The 21135-nt window shown below is 68.1% G+C and carries 11 protein-coding genes; 6 read left to right on the forward strand and 5 right to left on the reverse strand.

Annotation, left to right across the window (positions count from 1 at the left end; genetic code table 11):
* Window positions 1–102 precede the first annotated feature (102 nt).
* The 6 genes from ACOOGH_RS10650 to ACOOGH_RS10675 all read left to right on the forward strand — a co-directional run bounded on the left by ACOOGH_RS10650 (window position 103) and on the right by ACOOGH_RS10675 (window position 9323).
* Window positions 103–984: a methyltransferase domain-containing protein gene (locus ACOOGH_RS10650; protein ID WP_420448891.1), complete on the forward strand. Its 882-nt coding sequence runs from the start codon at window positions 103–105 to the stop codon at window positions 982–984.
* A gap of 163 nt (window positions 985–1147) precedes the next feature.
* A complete protein-coding gene (locus tag ACOOGH_RS10655; protein WP_420448892.1) occupies window positions 1148–2404 on the forward strand; it encodes an FAD-binding protein in 1257 nt (418 codons plus the stop codon).
* A gap of 23 nt (window positions 2405–2427) precedes the next feature.
* Window positions 2428–3147 (forward strand): TOMM precursor leader peptide-binding protein, encoded by a 720-nt coding sequence (locus ACOOGH_RS10660; protein WP_420448893.1) that lies wholly within the window; start codon window positions 2428–2430, stop codon window positions 3145–3147.
* A 131-nt stretch (window positions 3148–3278) separates the two neighbouring features.
* Entirely contained in the window at window positions 3279–4163 is an 885-nt protein-coding gene (locus tag ACOOGH_RS10665) for an HlyD family efflux transporter periplasmic adaptor subunit (RefSeq protein WP_420448894.1), read from the forward strand.
* The gene (locus ACOOGH_RS10670) at window positions 4164–6392 is read left to right on the forward strand and encodes a cysteine peptidase family C39 domain-containing protein (protein WP_420448895.1); all 2229 of its coding nucleotides are present in this window, start codon (window positions 4164–4166) and stop codon (window positions 6390–6392) included.
* A 159-nt stretch (window positions 6393–6551) separates the two neighbouring features.
* Entirely contained in the window at window positions 6552–9323 is a 2772-nt protein-coding gene (locus tag ACOOGH_RS10675; RefSeq protein WP_420448896.1) for an ATP-binding cassette domain-containing protein, read from the forward strand.
* 12 nt (window positions 9324–9335) lie between these two features.
* Here ACOOGH_RS10675 and ACOOGH_RS10680 read toward each other — a convergent pair whose 3' ends face one another.
* From ACOOGH_RS10680 to ACOOGH_RS10700, 5 genes are all read right to left on the reverse strand, one after another.
* On the reverse strand, window positions 9336–12533 hold the full coding sequence (locus ACOOGH_RS10680; RefSeq protein WP_420448897.1) for an efflux RND transporter permease subunit: 3198 nt from the start codon (window positions 12531–12533) through the stop codon (window positions 9336–9338).
* A gap of 60 nt (window positions 12534–12593) precedes the next feature.
* Window positions 12594–14993, reverse strand: a complete 2400-nt coding sequence (locus tag ACOOGH_RS10685) for a fatty acid desaturase (RefSeq protein WP_420447516.1) — start codon at window positions 14991–14993, stop codon at window positions 12594–12596.
* Between the two features lie 109 nt (window positions 14994–15102).
* A complete protein-coding gene (locus ACOOGH_RS10690) occupies window positions 15103–17529 on the reverse strand; it encodes a choice-of-anchor B family protein (protein WP_420448898.1) in 2427 nt (808 codons plus the stop codon).
* Between the two features lie 110 nt (window positions 17530–17639).
* Window positions 17640–18956: an acyltransferase family protein gene (locus ACOOGH_RS10695; RefSeq protein WP_420448899.1), complete on the reverse strand. Its 1317-nt coding sequence runs from the start codon at window positions 18954–18956 to the stop codon at window positions 17640–17642.
* 34 nt (window positions 18957–18990) lie between these two features.
* Window positions 18991–21027: a pyrroloquinoline quinone-dependent dehydrogenase gene (locus tag ACOOGH_RS10700; protein WP_420448900.1), complete on the reverse strand. Its 2037-nt coding sequence runs from the start codon at window positions 21025–21027 to the stop codon at window positions 18991–18993.
* Window positions 21028–21135 lie beyond the last annotated feature (108 nt).

Genomic DNA, 21135 nt, shown 5'->3' on the forward strand with positions numbered 1-21135 from the left:
CGGTCACAGCCGTTCCACGCAGGCGACACAGGGGGTCGCGGCCGAGTCAGGTCGCGACCCCTTTGTCCGGAGAGAAACTTGACGAAACCCCGAACTCTGAACTTGTCGGAGCAGGAGCGCTGGTTCGCGCAATACTACGACGATGCGACGCCCGGCTACATCTGGGGATGGAACCCTGACCACGTTCACTTCGGGTTGTTCGAGCCGGGCGAGTGTCCCGAGCCAGGCGAATTCCCCTCCGAGTCGGCCGGACTCGCCCGGGCTGTCGAGCGGATGATCGACGTGATCGTCGCACCGGCGGACATTCGGGCGAACCAGTTCGTCGTGGACACGGGCTGCGGGATCGGCGGGACCGCCATCTATCTGGCGCAAAACCACGGGTGTGCCGTCCGCGGCGTCAACATCTCCCATAAACAACTGGAGTTGGCGGAGAAGAAGGCACGCGACGCGCTTCTGGACGATCGAGTTGGCTTCGCGTACGCGGATTGCTCGCAGCACCTGCCCTTCGCGGATGACTCGGTCGATGTCGTCGTCAACATCGAAAGCGCCAGCCAGTACAGTGACCTGAGTCGCTTCTTTCAGGAAGTCCGCAGAATCCTCAAGCCCGGCGGACGGATCGTGGCAATGGATTGGATGGCGTGCGACGGACTCCAGCCCGGGCAATACGAAGAGTACATCGAGCCCCTGTGCGCGGCGTGGAATGTCCCACGTCTGGCGAGCCGGTCGACTTACGCCACACGGTTACGTGATGCAGGCTTGACCGTCATGGAAATGGACGACTTCGGCGGCAGGGATGCAGACAATATTCGTATTCTGGAGAATAGCCATCGACGGCTCTTCACCCTCTGGTTTGCCGGCATGAATCCGGATCCCAACCGCATATGGATGGAGCAGTTCCGCACGCTCGCCAAGGCGTGGCGGAACGGATGCTTCGAGCTCGGCCGCTACTACGCGGAGAAGCCGACAGACACGCGATCGGCATGATGCCTGGCCGGGCACCCCGCCCGGTGCCGGGCGCGTTACGTTCCGAACCCGACGCGAGCCTTTTGCGACACCCAAAGCGCATATGACGACCGACGACCATCTCATCCCGGGCGCAAGCCGAAGCCCGGAAGACCGAAGGGCCTACTCATACGACTTCGGAAGGATGGCGAAGCGAGTGCCGGAAGGGGTGGCGAAGCCGACGAGTGCAGGGGAGTTGGCAAGCCTCGTGCGCCGTGCATCGAGCGACGGAATCCGGCTGGTTACCCGTGGAGGCGGTCACTCCCAGAGCGGACAAAGCCTGACGGACTCAGGTATAGTAGTCGACACTACACGTCTGGATCGAGTCCAGCCGGCGGGACCGGAGTTGGTGCGCGCACAGGGCGGAGCGCAGTGGGGCAAGGTCGTGGACGCGCTGCGCGGCACGCGGCGGCTGCCGCGGGTGCTGGCGGACATCGGCGAGGTGACCGTGGGTGGAACGCTCTCCGTCGGAGGCGTTGGCACCACGTCGCATCGCTACGGGGCGCAGGTTGGACAGGTCGAACAGCTCGATGTGGTGACCGGCACCGGCGAGCGGGTCCGGTGCTCGCCCAGCCGGAACGCGGAGCTCTTCGATGCCGTGAGAGGTGGCCAGGGACAGTTCGGCATCATCACCGAGGCGTGGATCCGGCTCCGCCCGTCGGAGGATCGGTTCCGGCAGTACGAACTCCACTACCGCGACTTCGAGCAGTTCGCGAACGACCTCGAGCAGATCCTCGAGGCCGACCGCTTCGACCACCTGCGGGCGGAGTTTCGGCCCGACGAGAGCGAGATCGTCCTCTACGCCGGGATCGAGTATGACCGGGAGCCCGACGACGCGGCGGTGCTCGAGGGGCTGGGGTACGACGAGAACACCTACACACGGGATACGGCGAGTGTCGGGCGCGCGGCGATGTTCCCTTCATGGGGGTTCAGCTGGCTGAATCATCACCCTTGGCGCGACTGGATCATGCCCTGGGAGACCCTGCCGACGCTGCTTGCCCAGCCGTGGCTGGACTCGGACCTGATACCCCGCAAACCCTGGCACTGGATCGGGCTGTACCCGATCGGGGGGGAGGCGGTCGATGCCCCCCTGTTCATGCGTCCGCGCGGGGGACGGGCGATCCTGTACTCGGTTCTTTCGGTGCTGGGGGCGTTTCAGCGCGAGCAGGCGACGGCGCTGGCGGACCATCTCGAGGAAGCCGACCGAACGCTTGTCGGACTCGGGGGGAAGAGCTATCTGTCGGGCCGGGTCGGATATGGCCCCGGACGATGGGCGCAACACTATGGCGAGATGCTCGAACCGGGCAGCCGGTGGAAGCGGGAGTTCGATCCGAACCAGGTATTCCTCACAGGCGGCATGCCGTTCGGAGACGATCCGGCGGCCTCAGGCCAGGGCGCTTGATCACACGGGACCTTAGCGCAAGCATGGCATTAATCACATCCACTCCCGACGACCGCGGCCTCATCGAGCGGCCGCTGCTCGCGCCGCACCTGGAGTTCCGGTTGATCGGCGACCAGCAAGTGCTCCTGGTTTCCGAGATCTTCAACACGCTGCTGCGCGGGCAGGTTCATTGCGATCTCCTGCCTCTCCTTGATGGGCGCCGCACGCCCCGGGACATCGCTGCCGTTCTGGCCCCCGCACATTCGGCACTCGAGGTGGAGACGGCCATCGTGTCGCTGGCGTCCCGCGGGTACATCGTGTCGGGCGACTACGCCATGGGTCCGGGACGAGCGGCGTACTGGTCCTCGCTCGGCGCCTCGCCACGCTGGGCGGAGCAGCGCCTGGGGGCCGCCACGATAGCCGTCACCGGCGACACCGACCTGCTCGCCACCCGGCTTGACACACTGGGCATTCGGACGGATACCGTTCGCCCCGCCCTGTCCGTCATTGTGTGCGGCGACTACCTGGACGAAGGGCACGACGCCGTCAATCGGCGCCACCTCGAGTCCGGCACACCCTGGATGCTCGTCAAGCCGAGCGGCGTTCAGCCCCTGTTCGGACCGGTCTTTCGGCCGGCGGAGGGCGGTCCGTGCTGGGCATGTCTCACCTACCGCCTGCGCGGACACCAGGAGGTTCACAATTTCCTGCGCAACCTCGATGGGAGATCCTCGGCCGTGACACCCCGCGCGGCCGAGCCGGGGTAGCAGCTGTCAATTTAACACACTCTGCTTACATTTGCACCCCTGAACCAGGCGACCCGAAGCCAGCCGGTCCCGACGGGCACAGGCGGTCGGGTCACGCGCCCGCCGTCACGCAACAGGAAGGGCCGCGATTCATGTTCAATAACCCGTTTCGCGAACGAGCGATTGCCGCGAGCGCGAACCGGCAGCAACTCGACCGTCTCCTCCGCGTCACGGCCCCCCACGAACGCATCGCGCTGGCCGCGGTCGGATTGATCCTCGCCGGCGTCACCGTCTGGGCGCTTTTTGGAACCATCGCACGTGAGATCGCGCTTGACGGGGTCCTGGTCGTGCCGGGGCAGCGCTACGAACTCACTGCCGAGGAGCCCGGATACTTCGTGGAGTACTTCGTCGAACCCGGAGACCACGTCGAGCCCGGATCGGCGATCGCTCGCCAGACCGTCCCCGCGCTGGCACGCGCAACCGCCGCCCTCCGGGACAGCGTGGAACGGCTGGAACTGGAGGTCGAGCAGCGCCGTGGGGGTACCGGGAAGACCGCCGCTCAGCTGGCCGTGGCCCGTGCGGCACTGCTGCGGGCGGAGGCTCAACACGCCGCCCGGGCCCTCATCGTCAGCGAGGCGGGAGGCATGATCGTGGTCCTGCAGGCCTCTCCAGGGGAACAGCTTCAGGGCGGGGCCGCCGTCGCGCAGCTACAGGCTGCCGGGGATCGCCACCCGCAGGCGACGGTGCTCGCCGCCCCCCGCGTGGCCCGGCACCTGCGCCCCGGCATGCGTGCGTCGGTTGAAGTGCAGTTGCCCGATGGCTCGACACGTCGGCTGGAAGGAAGGATCAGTGCCGCCGGCCCGGCGCGGGCCCGGGCCTCCGAGTTGCCGGCGGCGGCGGAAGACTCCGCGCGATGGGTCGATATCGACCTCCCACCGGAGTTCGACCTGACCCTTCCGGACGGGACACCGTGCCGCATTCGGATCTTCCGCGGACGATACTCACTCGCCTCGCTACTCGGCTTCGGATCGAACTGAATGGTGCCGCGCGGCTCGCGGGGAACATCGCGACGTGGCCAGACCCCGCTCGGCGAGCGAAGGCGACGGGTCATCACCCCCCTCGTTCTCCAGACCCACGCGACCGAGTGCGGCGCGGCCTGCCTCGGCAGCGTGCTGGCCCACTTCGGGCGATGGGTGCCTTTGACGGAATTGCGCGGCACATGTGAAGTCGGGCGGGACGGATCCACCGCCGCCGGTCTCAAGCGGGCCGCCGAGCATTATGGCCTGGAGTGCTCGGGCTGGAGCGTGCAGGTGGACCGGCTCAGGGGGATGCCGCTGCCCATGGTCCTCTTCTGGGAATTCAACCACTTCGTGGTTCTGGAAGGGTTCGACCGCAAGTGGTTCTACCTCAACGATCCCGCCTCGGGCTACCGCAGGCTCTCCCCGGAGGAGTTCGATGCGGGGTTCACGGGCGTGACGCTGAAATTCCGTCCTGGTCCCGCGTTCGAGCCCGGAGGTACTCCATCCGGCCTGCTGCGACGCCTCCCGCTCTGGTTGAGCGGAGCTTGGGGCGGGCTGGCGTGGGCCGTCGTTTGCGGGCTGATGCTGGCCGTATTGGCCTTGACGGCGCCCTTCGCCGCCGGCCTGTTCGTCGACCGTGTGTTGGGCGATGGCGAGACCTGGGGACGCCTGGTGGCCGGGGCGCTGGCGGGAGCCGCCCTCCTGGTGTATGGCGTCACTTGGCTGAAGCAGCGGTTCCTGTGGCGACTGGCGATCCGCATTTCCATCGTGGCCGGCAACCGTTCCGTCTCGCAGTTGCTGCGCCTCCCGGTGGACTACTTCAGTCACCGGCTGGTCGGCGATCTGACCGCACGCATCCTGTCGATCGACAGGGTTGCGCAGGGCCTGTCGGAACGCGTCCTCGGCCTGCTGGTCGATGTCGCCATGAGCGTCGTGTTCCTGGCGGTCATGCTGGCGTTGGACTTGCCGCTGGCACTCGCCGTGCTGGCCCTGGCGTTCTTGAACGTGCTGCTCCTACGCCCGATCGCGCGCGTTCGGTCCGACGAGGCCTCCGCCCTTCGCCGTGAACAGGGCCTGATGATGGGCATCGGGACGATCATGCTCAATCAGGCCGATGCCCTTCGCATGACGGCGGCGGAAGACCGCATGTTCGCCCGCTGGAGCGGCCATCAAGCGCGCGAGCTGCAGGTCCGCCAGCGATTTTCCGAACTTGGCAACCTCATGGCCGCGGCGCCCGATCTGTTCACGATACTGGGGAGTGCCGCGGTGCTGGCCCTCGGCGCGACGAAGGTCATGTCCGGCGAATTGACGCTGGGCGCGCTGCTGGCGTTCTACCTCGTGGCGACCATGTTCCTCGAACCCGTGGGGCGCTTCGTCGAATTCGCCCACGAGCGCCAGACGCTTCTCAGCGATATGCAACGCCTGGACGACATCACGGAAACGCCGGTGGATCCGGGCTTGGCGCGCCGGGCGGAAACATCGCGGTCGATCGCCACCCTCAACGGGCGCCTGCGGCTGGCGGGACATGTGGAATTGCGCGGCGTGACATTCGGCTACAACCGAAATCGTCCTCCGCTGATCAAGGATTTCAGCCTCGTGTTCAAGCCGGGGCAGCGCGTCGCGGTGGTGGGCCCGAGCGGGTCGGGAAAGTCGACGCTGTCCCGCCTCGTCGCGGGCATCCTGCACCCCTGGTCGGGGGAGATCCTGTTCGATGGCCGGCCTCGCGACGAGATTCCCGGCGAAGTGCTGTCGCGCTCACTCTCGATGGTGGACCAGCGCATCGTCCTCTTCTCCGCCACCGTGCGCGACAACCTCACGCTATGGAACCCCACCGTGCTCGACGATGACGTGGTCGCCGCTGCCCGTGACGCCGCCATCCACGACGATATTCTCAGCCGGCCCCGCGGCTATGCGACTCCCGTGGACGAAGACGGGGGCAATTTCAGTGGTGGACAGCGGCAGCGCCTGGAAATCGCCCGCTCGTTGGTCGGGAACCCGACTGTCCTGATTCTCGACGAGGCGACGAGCGCGCTGGACGCCGCGACAGAGGCGCACGTCGACGATGCCCTGCGCCGGCGGGGCATCAGCTGCCTCATCGTCGCGCACCGGCTGAGCACCATTCGCGACTGTGACCAGATCATCGTGGTCGACAAGGGCGTGGCGGTGCAGCGCGGCACCCACGATGGGCTGATGGCGGAAACGAGCGGCGTGTACCATCGCCTCGTTCGGACGGAGCTGGCCGGATGAGCGGACCGGAGAACCGTATGCTCGCTCGGATCGCGGCCGAATCGGGCACGGCGGTACCCTGCGCCGGCAATCTGCCCGTCGACCTTGGCGACCCCGACTTCGCCTGGTTCATCGAATCCGGTGCGGTCGATCTGTTCCTGGTCGAGCGTCAGGAGGGGGTTGACCGGTGCCGGCGCGCAGCACGTGCTGCGCGCCGGCACCGGACGCCTCCTGCCCGGCGTCGCGCCACAGGACGACGTCACTTCGTTGGGGCTCATCGCCAAGGGGCTGCCCGGCACCGTGCTACGGCGGCTTCCCGCTTCCGGGCTCGGGGCGATTCGCGGTGGAGAACTGACCGAGCAAGTGGACGCCTGGCTCCTGGACATCTCGGCGATGCTGGTTCGCGACGTCACGCTCCATCCACGTGCGGATGCGCTCCTCGAATCCGGCGAAGCGACCAGCACGAAGAGCGGCACACTCGCGGCGCGCCGCGGAGTCGTGTGGGTCACGGGGCTGCCTCGCGATGCAGGCCTGTTCATGGGTCTGATCGACCCAGTGGAGAGCGATACGGACCCCGACGGCGCCGGGCGGGCGCTGCCGCTCACGCCCGCCACCTGGCTCACACTGACGCAGGATGTGGGCGTCTCCACGACATCCTCCACGGAACTCGCCGAACACCGGCGGCTGCTGCCCGCCCTGGACGCCTTTAACCGGATTGCGTTCTCGCTTGAGCGACTCAACCGCCAACTGGCCGTCGTCGATCAGGCGAATCTGGCGCGGGCGCGCGTCATCAGCCGTCGGGGCGCCGAGGAAAACGCCCGCCGCCGACTCTTCGACCTGTACGGTCTCAGTGACGAAGGAACCGAAGAAGCGGAGGACTCGGGGCTCGACGATGTCCTGGGAGTGATCGGCGAGCACGCGGGAATCGTCTTCCGGCGTCTGCCCGATCCACCGGCCACGGAGCGATCCACGCCGGATGCCCAGCTCGTCAGGGTTCTCCACGCGTCCGGGGTGCGGGGCCGAAAGGTGCGGCTCGCCGCGGAAGATCGTTGGTGGGTCGGGGACAGCGGCGCCATGCTGGCGTTCCGGACCGATGATGGAAGGCCCGTGGCACTGTTGCCCGGCGTACTCGGAAACTACCGGGAAATCGATCCCCGCAGTCGGCACAAGCAGCGGATCACGGCTGCGAGCGCCGCGTCACTGCGCCCGGACGCCTGGGTGTTTTATCCCTCACTGCAGTCGCGAGTCGCCGGGTGGCGCGATCTATGGAGCATTGCCCGAACGGGGCTGGGCGCCGACTTGGCCCGCTTCGTGGTGACCGGGCTGCTGGGGGGGGGCATCATGTTGCTGCCGGCCGTGGCCATCGGCTTCGCAGCGGACGAGGTGATCCCGGCCGGCGATGTCGGACTCCTGTATGGCATCAGCGCGGCTCTGGTCGCGTTCGGCCTCGTCCGCGCCCTGCTTCATGTTCTCCAGAACATGACCCTGATGCGCCTCGAAGGCCGGGCCAGCTCCCGGATGGAGGCGGCGTTCTGGGATCGGTTGCTCCGGTTGCCGTCCAGCGTCCTCAGGGGGTATCCGGCCAGCGACCTCGCGATGCGGGGCATGACGTTCCAGAATGCGCGCGACGCCGCGCAGGGCGTGATCGGCAACGGAGTGCTGTCAATCCTGTTCCTGTCACCCGCATTCCTGCTCATCACCTCGCGCGATGCCCGGCTCGGAGGGATGACGGCCGCATTCGGCCTGCTGTCGCTGTTCGCGACCGTGATGCTCGGACTGCGGCAGATCGCCCCCCACGACCGTCGGCTGAAGGCCGTTCGCCGTCTGTCCAGCCGACTGTTCCAACTCATCAACGGCCTACCCCAACTGCGCGTGGACGGCGCCGAGGGCTCGGGCTTCGCGGCCTGGGCACGGGGCTACCGCGAGCAGAAGCGTGCGGAGTTGGAACTCGGCGCGGTGGAAAGGCACCTGCGGGCCTTCAGTGCCGCTCTGCCATTGCTGGCCGGGGCGCTGGTGATCCTGATCGTGACGTTACCCGGCTTCGACTCCGTTGGGGCCGGCGACTTCATCGCCGTCTTCGTTCTGTTCCTGCTCTATCAGGGGGTGGTCGTACGCCTCGGCGAGTCGTTCAGCGCGCTGGCCGCCGTTGTGCCCGCGTGGAATCAACTCCGGCCTCTGCTCGCTGAGACCCCCGAGACGAGAGCCGCAGGGGAATCCCCGGGGGAACTGGGTGGTGAAGTCGTGTTCGACCGCGTCTCGTTCCGGCGCGAAGCGAACGGGCCGCTGATTCTCGACGAAGTATCGATCGAGGCCCATAAGGGTGAGTTCGTCGCCATTGCCGGCGCGTCCGGGGCCGGAAAGAGCACCCTCCTGCGACTCGCGCTCGGGCTGGAACAGCCGTCCGGTGGATCGGTTTACTTCGATCGCCGAGACCTTCAACAACTCGATCTCAAGGAGGTGCGCCGGCAGATCGGCGTCGTGCCGCAGGTGGTCCGACTCCACCCGCAGGATCTATGGGACAACATCGTGGGCGATCACGAAGGGGCGACCGCCGAGGATGCGTGGGAGGCGGCACAACTTGCCGCCATTGATCGCGAGATCGCGGCCATGCCAATGGGCATGCTGACGCCGGTGGGCTCGGGTGCCGCCGTAACGTCAGGGGGCGAGAGTCAGCGCATCCGGATCGCCCACGCGCTGATCCGGAACCCCCGCATTCTGATGCTCGACGAAGCTACGAACTGGCTGGATAACGAGACGCAAGCCAGGGTCCTGGCCAATCTGGCGACCCTCACATCGACGCGGATCGTGGTGGCGCACCGCATCTCCACGCTGCGTCAGGCCGACCGCATATACGTGCTTGAGAAGGGCAGGATCGTGCAGGAAGGCTCCTTCGCGGAGCTGGCTGCCTCCCCGGGCGCATTCCGGGACCTCGTGAGCCGCCAGATCGCCTGACCGGCGACCGCGTCATCCGGGATAGCTTCCCCGTACTCGCGCCATCGCGCGGCCGAGCCGTTCACGGACACCGTACTGAATGGTCTCGAGCGCCGGCACAACCAGCAGCAGAAGGAAGGTGGCCACGAGGACGCCGAAACCGACGGACGTCGCCACCGGAACCAGATGGCGGGCGTGGGCGCTCGTCTCGAACATCAGCGGGGCCACGCCGAGAAACGTCGTGAGCGACGTCAGAACGATTGCTCGGAACCGGACCTTCGAGCCGGCGATGATAGCGTCTCGCGGCGGCATGCCGGACTTCCGGAAGTCGTTGATGAATTTGACCATCATCAGTGAGTCGTTGATGACGACTCCGCTCACCCCGACCAGTCCCTGCTGCGACCATACGCTGAGATCGAGGCCCAGCAGCATGTGTCCCACCAGTGCGCCGACCACGCCCAGGGGTATGACGGCCAGCACGATGAACGGCTGAAGCCACGATCCGAACGGGATTGCCAGCAGAACGTACATCAGAATCAGGGCGAAGAATCCCGATCTCGCCAGCGCGGCATTGACATTGTCCTGCTGCTTGCGCTGCCCCCCGAAAGCATAGTTGAAGCCCGGATCCTGCGCTTCCAGAGGTGCGAGGAAATCACGCTCGAGGCGATCGTCCACCTGTCGACCCGTCGCGTTGACTGCGTCCACGTCCGCCGTGATCGTCACCGCTCGCCGCCCGTCGAGCCGGTGGATCGCGGATGCCGGCCGCGCGAAACGCGCCGAGGCGATCTGTCCCAATGCCACCTCACCGCCGCCCGGCGTCCGCACCGTGTACCCCTCCACATCGGCGGCGGAGTCTCGCTCGTCTTCCGGGAGCCGGACGTAGACGCGGACGTCCTCGCGACCCCGAGGCACCCTGACCGCTTCGACGCCGAAGAACGCGCCTCGTACCTGGCCGGCGAAGTCACCGACCGTCAACTGGAGCGATCGGCCAGCCGGCTCAAGCTGTAGCCGCAGTTCTTCGAACCCCTCATCCAGATTGCTCCGCACATCGAAGACGCCATCGATGGCGCCGAGTTCCGCGACGACGTCCTCGGCGATCGAGCGCAGCCGGTCCGCATCGGGATGGGAGAGGTCGTAGTGGACGGGAAGGTCTCCGCCGGCGATGCTGCTCGTTATCGACAGCGCCTTCGCCTCGTGGATCGTGCCCATTTCCTCCCGCCACGCCCGTTCAAGGGCTGAAGCCGGGATGCCGTGGCGTTCCCAATCGATGAGCTTGAACTGGACCGTTGCGACATGACTGCGAGGGGGTCGAAACCCGTCGCCAGCCAGAGGATCGAAGAGTTCGGCCGACCGCCCCAATGTGACGGCGACGTCGACATCGAGCGGCAGAGCGTCCGCCGCCGTCCCACGCTCCGCCGCAATGCGCGCGACGGCCCGGTGTCCGGCGGCCTCCACGCGGTCGGCCACGGCGCTCGTCACCTCGCCCGGCGTCCCGGTGGCCAGTTGCAGATCCGCGGAGACGACGTCGCCCTCCAGCGGGACGACGAACCGGCTCGGGACGATGCCCGAGACGACGAGGCCCACCGAGAGGACGACCAACCCCGCGGCAGACGTGAGCACGATAAGCGGCTGCTCCGTGGCCAGACGCAGCCCGCGGTCCAGGGGCCCGTCCGCCAGACGCTTCAGCAGGCCGTCAACGCGTTCGCGGATCCCGTGCAGAAGTTCAGCGGTTCGGTGGCCAGCCCGTTGGCCGGGTTCAGGCAGGTGCGAGAGATGGTTCGGCAGAACCAGCAGCGACTCGAAGAGCGAAACGAGCAGGACGGTGATGACGATGATGGGGACGGTTCGGGCCAGTTTGCCCTGGGGGCCCGGAACCGTCATGAGGGTCGAGAATGCGATGATCGTCGTGAGCACCGAGAAGACGACGGGACCGCTGACCTGCCGTGTGCCACGTATAACCGCGGCCAGCCCACCGGTGCCCTTCTCCCGCTCCGAGTAGACGCTTTCTCCCACGACAATCGCATCATCCACGACGATTCCCATGGCGAGGATGAGGCCCATCAGGGAGAACATGTTGATGGACATGCCCAGGAAGCCCATCACGAGGAACGTTCCCGTGTACGAGACGGCCAGACCCACGGCGACCCATAGCGCGAGCCGGATCTCCAGGAACAGTGCCAGGGCGATGAAGACCAGGACGAGCCCCATCAGCCCGTTCTTCACCATCAGCCCGAGTCGGCCGCCCACCAGGGAGGAGTCGTCGCTCCAGGTCGCGATGTCCACGCCCGCGGGCAGGCCTGGCAGAGCCTCGGTCACCCATGCCCGCACCGCCTCGCCGATTTCGAGCACATGTTCGTCGGACGTACGGTATACGTCCACGCCGGCCGCGGGACGGCCGTTGTAGCGAACGCGGAGATCGGTGTCCGCGAAGCCGTCCCGCACCGTGGCGATGTCGCCCAGCCGGACCAACGTCCCGTCCGGTTGGCTCAACACGACGATGTCCTCGAAGTCGCCCTGGTCGTAGTTGCGTCCCAGCGTGCGGACGGAGAATTCCTCTTCCGGGCTCGATACCCGGCCAGCCGAGAGCTCCAGCGACCCCTGTCGCACCGCCTGTGCGACATCCTCCAGCGTAAGACCCAGCGAGCGAAGCCTCGACTGGGGAAGCTCGATCGATACTTCGTACGGGCGAGTCCCGCTCGTGCGGGCGAGCGACACTTCGGGAAGGGCGGAGATTCCCTCTTCGATCCTGTACGCCAGCTCCTTGAGCGTGCGCTCCGGGACGTCGCCGTATACAAGCAGTCGCAACACGCTCTGGCGGCTGGTCACCTCGCGCACCTCAGGCCGCTCCGCGGACGCCGGGAACGTGGGGATGCGGTCCACCATCGCCCTTGTTTCGTTGACGGCGCGGCTCATGTCCGTGCCCACCTCGAATTCCGCGATCACCAGTCCGAGCCCCGCGGAAGCGGTCGCCACCACGCGTTCCAGTCCTCCCACGCCCCGGATTTGCTCCTCGATCGGGCGAAGAATGGATTCCTCGACCGCCTCCGGGGAGGCGCCCGGATAGGGCACGAGGATCTGAACGCGGTCCAGCGACGCGTCGGGGAGTACTTCCTGCACGAGACCGAAGGCCGCGTACAGGCCGCCCGCCAGAAGAACCAGCATGACGGCGGTCACGGCGGTGTCGTTCGTCGCCATGTAGGTGACCGGGCCGCGCCCGGCGCCGGGACGCATGCTAGCTAGCTATGAATCTCGGTATGGGCTTTCACCGGCACGGCGAGCGGGACGGTAAAGTCATGTGCAAAGCGCGTCGATGTGGGCGGCAGTGCGGGACGCTGTATCGCGAATCGTCGCGGGCAGCGTATCGAAATCGTCCAGCCCGCAGGCTTCGGCAATCGCGGCCTTCACGGTGGAAGTCGCCGTGTCGGGCGCGAACTCATCTGCGGCGATAAGCCGTAGCGAGCCATCGAGATTCCGCCACAGTCCTGCCGCCGCCGCCAGCCGCTCGGCGTCACCCTCGGCGATCAACCCGCGCCTGCTTGCCGCCCGGAAAGCGGCGCCCGCGTCGTATTCCGGCAGCTCCGGCGCATGACCGTTGGGAGTCACATGTAGGTATAGGGCGGCGCGCTCGATGTCTCCAAGACCGCCGCGCATCCCGGCAATCGACGTGAGATCCGGTTCGACGCCGCGCTCTCCGGCGTCGCGCAACTCGGCCAGCAACAGCTCGCGGGCGGCTTCCTGGCCCAACGCATCCCGCAGCGCCTGCTCGACGCGTTCCCCGACCGCCGCGTCGCCGGACACGAACGCGCAGCGCGCCCGGGCGAGGGCCAGAAGCTCGGCGCCTGAACCGGGGTTCCGGAGGTTTTCCGCGAACGCGTCGAAGGAATGGAACTCGTCCAGCGCGCCGCGCGGGAGGGGGGCGAGCAGCAGGTTGTTGCGCGACAGCGCACGGAGCGCCTTCCGGAAGCGGCGGCACAGCGCCTCGTGGTACTTGGCCGGTCCGCCTTCGTACACGAACCGGACATCGAGCACCTCCCCCGGCATCGCCTCGCCGTTCGTCAGGAGCCCCGGAACAACGACCGCCACTCCGCCGCTGGCGCGCGGCCGACCCCGGTCGGCGAAGTCCTCCTCCACCGCGGCCAGCACCGTGGCGATGGAGGCTTGGGCGACGCGAGACAGCGTCGTGCCCGCCTCGGCGATCGACAGGCTGCCACGCATCACGTGCACGGCGATCTGGAAGACCTTTCCGTTCGACCACTCCAGCGCCGCCTCGACCGCCTCGCCGGCGTCCTGCACGTGGATGTCGTCGAGCTGGGCCTTCATCTCGGGGAGGTCCAGTTCGTGCGTCCAGTAAAGGCGCGCCAGCCCGCAGCGCGCGATGGCCTCGAACTCGGGATCCGGCCCGATTCCGTCCGGCAGCTCCAGATCCGTGAATTCCCGATCCCGCAACCTGTCCAGCAGGGCCGGGGAGCGGTTGATCCACTCGGCCAGCCGCGGGGCGGAGGCATGGATCTCCGTGATGGCATCGAACGCGTCCGGGCGCTCCGCGAACGCCCGGCTGTCGTAGGCGCTCCAGTCGTCGATCTCGGGATAGAACTGCGCGCGCTGTCGATCGAGCAGCGGATGGATGGTCTCGAACCACCGCTTCGGGAACATGGCGAGAGAGTTCATCTGGATGTAGCTGCCCGGCAGCTGCGGCGAGACTTCCTCGCCATGATGCTGCAGGAGCGGATAGCGCCGGTTGGACGTGTGATGGTCCGCGTGCCGCTGCATGTTGTAGTACAGCCAGTTGGTGAACTTGTATGCGGCGCTCCAGGCGTGCCTCGGTTTCACCGGCTCGTACCTGCCCGTGGGCATGCGGATGCGTCTTAGTCCATAGTGCTGCACGTAGTTGCTGACCTTCATCGAGAAGACGACGCTGCCGCACAGGATGAGGTAGATCAGCAGGGCCCAGGGGCCGCCCCACCAGACGAGAAGGCCGTACCAGAAGACGATTTGCACGGTGTAGCGCCAGAACGCATTCGTGTGGTGCCACGGCGGCAGATGGCGGCGCCTCAGTCGGCGCAGTTCGAACCGCCAGGCGCCCAGGAGGTTGTTCCGGATCTCCGGGAGCAGGTACTGCCAGAAGCCAACGCCCTTCGGCGCGGACCCGGGGTCCAAGGGCGTACACACGCGGGGATGATGGATGTAGACGTGTTCGGTCGCGTAGTGCGGGTAGGACGAGGAAGCCAGCAGGAACTCGCCGAGCCGACGCTCCCAGAGAACGCGCCGGTGGACCAGTTCGTGGCCCACGATGAAGACCGTCTGGCCCACGAGCGTGAGAATGGCGGCCATGCACCCGACTTCCCACAGGGCCAGATGACCGGAGACCAACACCTGCCAGAGCGAGAATACGAACGTCACCGGCCAGAACACGCCCCACAGCCAGAGCGAGAGCTTGTACAGGAACAGCTGGCTTTCGTGGGTCGTGGCCGGATCCATGTTCCGCTCTTCCAGGCCGAACAACCTGTCGAAGCGGTCCGCAAGCGTGAAGAAGACCAGCGGACCCGCAAGCCACCAGCCGCCGTACACGGCGGCGCAGACGACGAGCGGGAAGATCGCGAGGGGAGCGAAGTGCGGCAGCGCGTTCGAGACCGAAGGCTCGACGACGCGACTGCCCATGGCGATGGTCGCGTCGGAACTGTGTGCTTCCATCCTGGATATCCTCCGACGTGGTGATTCGCTGCCGGTAGACGCCCGCTTCCAGTCTACACCTATTCGGCGCTCCTCCGCCGGTCAAACCGCAGCCCACGTAACGGCATCATTACGGAACGAGGACGCGTTCGCGCTTTCTGAGCAGGAAGAGGCCCTCGTTCCAGCTCGAGATCGCGATCACGCCGCTCTCGAAGTACGGATAGTTGCTCCACGTGCCGCCGAAGGCCGTCGCGTCGTCGTCCGTGGGGACGGTGTCGAAGAAGGCCACCTCGACAGGGTTTTCAGGGTCCCGGATGTCGAGGATCCTCAAGCCGCCCAGAAGGTTCGACTGGTAGAGGAAGTCGCCCCGCACGTACTGGTTGTGGTCGATCGAGCGCGTCTCGGCGAAATACTCGGTCGCCAGCACCGGGTCGTCGAGTTCCACCACGTCCCACACGAGCGTCCGCGTATTGGAGACGGTACCCCCCTCCTCGTCGAGTTCGTCGCCGAGGAAAAAGTAGCGGTGGTCCTCGGTGAGCCATCCCTGGTGGGCGGCGACGGCGCCGGGGTAGCCGGCGCTCGCGAGCGCGACGGGATTCTCCTTGTCGGTGATGTCGGAGATCCCGAGCGCATCGATCGACGCGTGGAAGCAGATCTCCCGGCCGACGTAGTCCTCGTCGGGTCCGTCGTAGATCACGCACTGGGCGTCGTGCGTGTAGCCGCCGCCGAGGAAGCCGCCGATGTCGGGGTCCGCGAAGCAGCCGGCGAAGCGGGGGTTCGCCGGATCGCGGATGTCGATCATGTGCAGACCGCCGCCGCACGCCTCGCCGCCGCCGCTGCTGCCGACGGCGTGCGCGAAGCCGGTCTCCTCGTTGATCACGATGTTGTGCGAGCTGAACACGCCGTCGTACACGGCCGTCTCCTCGAACATCACGGGCGGATCGCGGACGTCCCTGAGTTGCGTGAGGTCGAAGATCTGGACGCCATGCGCGCCGGCGTTGTCCGCCACGATGAAGGCGTGGTCGGCGTAGGTCTTGATGTCGCGCCACAGGTTCTCGACGCCGCCCTCGGTGAGCGGGAGTTCGCCCACGTAGACCGGCGCGTTGGGGTCCGTGATGTCGACGAAGGAGGTGCCGTTGGACTTGCCGAGGAGGACGTACTCGCGGCCGGTCTGCGGATCGGTCCAGCCCCAGATGTCGTTCGCGATCGACGTGGGGCCGGCGCCGAGTTCGGCGAGCGGGAGGAAGGCGACGAGATCCACGTCGGTGCACGCGTAGTCGAGGGCGGTCCCGTCGTCACAACTCACCGTCTCGCCGGTGACGGCGGTCATGTTCGGCCGTTCCGGATCGCGGAGCGTGGACGACAACTCCCATGGGCCGCCGGGGCCGGAGCGTTCGAGGACCGCGGCCGCTCCGAGCCTGAGGTCGGCCTGACCGGCGCCGACCACCGCCATGTCCGGCCCGACTCCGAGGCTGGATCCGAAGGCGGCACCGGGACCGAACGGCGCCGCATCGACGGACTGGAGGTGGTCGAGCGAAACCCCGTCAAGGACGTACGCCGCCCCGGTCCCTCCGGCCGTGCCGGGCGCCCCGACCCACAGCAGCCCGCCGGCGACGGCCAGCGAGGTGCCGAAGCCGGCAGCGCCGGACACGTTGGGCGGGCTCACGAGTCGCGAGGATCCCGAGGGCTCGCTCACGTCGAAGGCTGCGACGACGCCCCCGCCCGCCTGGCCGGGCGCGCCCGCGAAAAGCGTGTTGCCCTCCAAGGCGAGGGACGCGCCGAAGCGGGCCCCGGCGTCCAGGCCCTCGAGCACGAACGAGCCGGCCGGCCGCCAGGCGTCCCCATCGCGCTCGAAGCGGTACACCGCGCCACGGCCACGATCGCTGCCGGGCGCGCCCACGATGAGCAGGTCGGCGTCGGCGACGAGGGCGGCCCCGAAGCGATCAGCCCCTTCGGGCGATGGGCTCCCGAGACGGCCCTGCGGGGTGACTTCGCCGTCCGGCTCGACGGCGTAGACGTAGACGACGCCTGGCTGCGCGGGCGCCGGCTGGCCGAAGCGCGGCAGGTCGCCGAGCCCGCCCGGCGCTCCGAGGAAGGCGGCGTCGGCCATCATCGCGACCGCGCTCCCCGCGCCGGCGCGCGCCTCGGCGGCCGGATCCAGCGCGGCGCGCTCGACCCAGGTCCCTTCCCGCCGCTCGAACAGGTAGGCGCGACCGCGCCTCTCCTCCGCCCCGGGGGCGCCGACGAGGAGCCGCTCACCGGCCCAGGCGACAGCCGTGCCGAACTGGTCGCCCACCGCACCCGCCCCGGGCCTTAGCGTCTCGGCCACGGCCCACGCGTCATCGCCGCCCTGCCGGTGCACGTACACCGCACCCGCCTCCGGGTAGGTGGGAAGCCGGATCTCCGCGCCGTTGCGGGCGACGAGCACGTCGTCCCCCATGAGCGCGATGGAGGCCGCGAACCCCGAGCCCACGGTCACCGGGAGAGTCTGGGCCGCGACGAGCCCGGGGGTGGCCAGCAGGCCTGAGATCAGGAACGGGAGCAATCCGGCACGCATCGTCACCTCCAGCGGAAACCTGCTACGTCCAGCGTCATCCATCATTGTCCAGCATGTCCGTCGTTGTCCGTCGTTCGCGGGACACCGGGTCATCGTCGGTCAGCCCCCGCTCAGCCCGGACGGGCGCGCGCCAGCGGGTTCACGCCGGCCAGCGCCGCCCCGACGAAGGGGAGCGCGAGTACCCACAGCCGGAGTCCGAGCGGCCCGGCGCCGTCCGCCGCGATGCCGCCGAGGGCGAGGAGTGCGAGTCCGGCGCAGGCCACGACCGCGCCGCCCGCGAGCAGCCAGCCTGGACGGGATCGCCCGCCGCGCCCGCTACGCTCCAGGCGCCCGAAGGCGAGCACGCACGGAACCAGCGCCAGCGCGTACACGGCAAGCCACAGGGGCCGAAGGGCCCACCAGAGTCCGGTGGCAGGGTCGACGGCGAGACCCACGTCCCCCAGCAGCAACGCGACCCCGATGACCAGCGTCGCGGCCGTCAGGTGCCACAGGAAGATCGTCATGATCATCCCGTTCACCAGCACCGTGGCCGTCCACGGCACGGCGCGATCGAGCCAGCGCCGCATCGGACCCTCGATCGACAGCAGCAGCCCTGTGTGCACGAGCGCCAGCGCCAGCATGGGCAGTTTCGGGGGCAGCGAGTTGCTGATCTCGTCGCCCGGGACGCTCACCATGCTGACCGGGTACGGTCCGAACATCACCAGGCCGACGAGTGACACGCCGCCCAGGGCGGCCCACGCCGCGCCCCTCCGCAGGCCCGCCGTGTATCCGTCGCGCCACGCGTAGCCCAGCTGGTGGACGGCGACCCAGATGAAGGCGTAGTTGGCCCAGCCCACGACGGTGAGGTCGGCGGCCAGGAAGAGGACGTCGTCCACGATCGCCGCGGCGACGAGCGCCCAGAACGACCAGAGCCCGTAGCGCCGCCAGGCCGCGTACGTCAGAGGCACGAGGAGCACGACCATGATGTAGACGGCGAGGAACCAGGTGGGGATCAGCGCCATTTGCGACAGGCCGCCCACGAGCCCGGCGTCGACGCCCCCCAGTCCCATGCCGGCGCCGAGCAGCACCCACACGGCGAGCAGCGCCAGGACCGGACCCAGGAGGCGGCGGAGCCGAGCCTCCAGCCATTCCGCGTAACTCTTCCCCTTGTCGCTGGCCGACCGCCACGACACGCCGTTCGAGTAGCCGCCGACGAGGAAGAAGATCGGCATCACCTGGAAGACCCACGTGAGCCACCGCGTCCACGGCTGGTACTCGAGCGCGTTCGAGAGCGTGATTTCCCCGCCGCCCGTGTACGGCGCCGCCTGTATCCAGTGCCCGAGCACCACCGCGCCGATCGAGAGGGCACGGAGGAAGTCCACGTACCGGTTGCGAGACTCCGGCGTCTGCGCGGCCACCCCCGCCGCCCGAGACCAGAGGCCGTTCACCCGTCAGCCTCCGCGGCGCGGCCGCCGCGAGGGCTCACGGCAGGCCCAGCGCGACGTATTCGGCCGGATGGTCGCTGCCCCCGACCGCGACGACGATGTACTGCTTCCCCTCGTGCAGGTACGTCATCGGTCCGCCCGTCGTCCCCGACGGGAGTTCCGTCTCCCACACCACGTCGCCCGTCGCCTTGTCGTAGGCCCGGAACGTCGTCCCCCAGTGCGTGTTCGGTGTCCCGATCACGGCATCGCTCCCCTCGCCGATGAAGAGCAGCGACCCCGTCACGAGCGGCGCCGGCCGGTTCGCGTTCCCGAGCGGGGGAAGGTCCAGGTCCTCGAGGAGCGGATGGTCGTTGGGACCGTCGCCGTTCGCCGCCATCCAAAGGTGTTCGCCCCGGTTCATGTCGATCGCCGTGATCCGCCCCCACGGCGGTTTCACGATCGGGAGGCCCTCGATCTCGGCCCGCGGCCACCCTCCCTGCGTGCCGTACTCCATCTCGTCCGGTTCGGAGATCTCCGACAGGCTCCACACATTCGGGAGCGTGTGCGACACCGCGTAGTAGACACCCGTTTCCGGGTCGAAGGCGCCGGTGTTCCAGTTACCCGCCCCCCACGCGCCGGGGATGACATAGGTCCCGATCTTCCCTTCCACCGTCCCGTCCTGGTTCGGCGGCGTGAACAGCGGACCCATAATGAGCGAGTCGGCAAGCGCCAGCACCCGCTCGCGGATCTCCGGCGTGAAGTCGATCAGGTCTTCGGGCGTCACCCCCTGGCGGTCGAAGGCGGGCGGCCGGCTCGGAATCGGCTGCGTCGGCGAGGTCGCCTCGCCCGGCACCGTCGACTGCGGCACCTCCACCTCCTCGATCGGCCACACCGGCTCCCCGGTCCGGCGGTCGAAGGCGTACAGGAACGCCGTCTTGCTCGCCTGCATCACCGCGTCGATCGGGCGTCCGTCGACGTGGATCCGGCCCAGCACGGGCGGACCCACGGTGTCGTACTCCCAGATGTCGTGGTGCACCATCTGGAAGTGCCACACCCGCTCGCCCGTCGCCGCGTCGAGCGCCACGAGGCTGTTCGAGAACAGGTTGTCGCCGGGCCGGTGCCCCCCGTAGTAGGCGGAGGTCGGCGCCGAGAGCGGCACGTAGACGTAGCCGAGTTCGTCGTCCGCGCTCAGGCAGCACCACGAGCCCAGGTCGCCGGATTCCGCGAGCGACCCGTCGCCCCAGGTATCCGCCCCGAACTCCCCTTCCTCCGGAATCACGTGGAACGTCCACCGGAGACGGCCCGTGCGGGCGTCGAAGCCGCGTATGTCCTCCCGGACGCTCCCCCGCCACTCCGTCCCCCCATCTCCCGCCCCGTCCACCGTCCCCGCCAGGACGATGACGTCGCCGACCACGATGGGCCCCGAACTCCAGCCGTACCGTCCGCCGGCGGGAAGCTGCAGATCCACCCGTCCCCCGTCTCCGAAGGACGTGATGGGCTCTCCGGTTTGAGCATCGAGCGCGTACATGGAGGGGCCCCGCACCGAGATGATCCGTCCGGTGGATTCACTGTTTCCGCCATCGCCACCGGTGTCACCGCTCCCGCCGGCCGCGCCGGAGCCCCGCCAGTAGGCCACGCCGCGGAAGCTCCGCCCCGTCGCGTCTTCCGACTCCGGCCGCTGGATCCAGCGCGTCTCCCCCGTCCCGGGATCGAAGGCTTCCACGAGGCCGACGCCATTGGGCGCGTAGAGCGTCCCCTCGATGAGGACGGGCGTCCCACGCAGGTAGCTGTTGACGTTCAGGTCCGGGAACTCGTCTGTCAGCGCCGCATCGACGGCCGGCCGCCGCCACAGGACCTGCACCGCCGCCACATGCTCGCGATCGATCTGCGTGAGGGGGGAATACCGGTTGAAGGAGTTCTGTCCCCCGTAGTACGTCCACTCATCGCTAGGGGGCGGCAGCCGGTCGGCTCCACCGTCCGCGCACGCCGTGCTCACGAGCGCCGTGGCCAACCCCACGAACGCCAACGACCGGAAGGCGACGTTCCTCACATGAAGCGCGCTTGCCGGGTCGTCTGGCCATCGCCGTGCGTTCATGGACTCCTCCGTATTCCGCGCGCCCCGATCCCCGGCCCTCACTCGCTCCTGTGCGTACGTGTCCCTTCAAGATTGTTCTGGAACTCGCCCAGCGGGAGGGGTCGCGTG

It is taken from the genome of Candidatus Palauibacter sp., from assembly GCF_965213655.1.
GTDB lineage: Bacteria > Gemmatimonadota > Gemmatimonadetes > Palauibacterales > Palauibacteraceae > Palauibacter.

Excerpts from the sequence above, each read along its gene's own strand:
- ACOOGH_RS10655 (WP_420448892.1), top strand. The coding sequence starts at position 1,148 with ATGGCGAAGCGAGTGCCGGAAGGGGTGGCGAAGCCGACGAGTGCAGGG.
- ACOOGH_RS10660 (WP_420448893.1), top strand. The coding sequence starts at position 2,428 with ATGGCATTAATCACATCCACTCCCGACGACCGCGGCCTCATCGAGCGG.
- ACOOGH_RS10665 (WP_420448894.1), top strand. The coding sequence starts at position 3,279 with ATGTTCAATAACCCGTTTCGCGAACGAGCGATTGCCGCGAGCGCGAAC.
- ACOOGH_RS10670 (WP_420448895.1), top strand. The coding sequence starts at position 4,164 with ATGGTGCCGCGCGGCTCGCGGGGAACATCGCGACGTGGCCAGACCCCG.
- ACOOGH_RS10680 (WP_420448897.1), bottom strand. The coding sequence starts at position 12,533 with ATGCGTCCCGGCGCCGGGCGCGGCCCGGTCACCTACATGGCGACGAAC.
- ACOOGH_RS10685 (WP_420447516.1), bottom strand. The coding sequence starts at position 14,993 with ATGGAAGCACACAGTTCCGACGCGACCATCGCCATGGGCAGTCGCGTC.
- ACOOGH_RS10690 (WP_420448898.1), bottom strand. The coding sequence starts at position 17,529 with ATGCGTGCCGGATTGCTCCCGTTCCTGATCTCAGGCCTGCTGGCCACC.
- ACOOGH_RS10700 (WP_420448900.1), bottom strand. The coding sequence starts at position 21,027 with ATGAACGCACGGCGATGGCCAGACGACCCGGCAAGCGCGCTTCATGTG.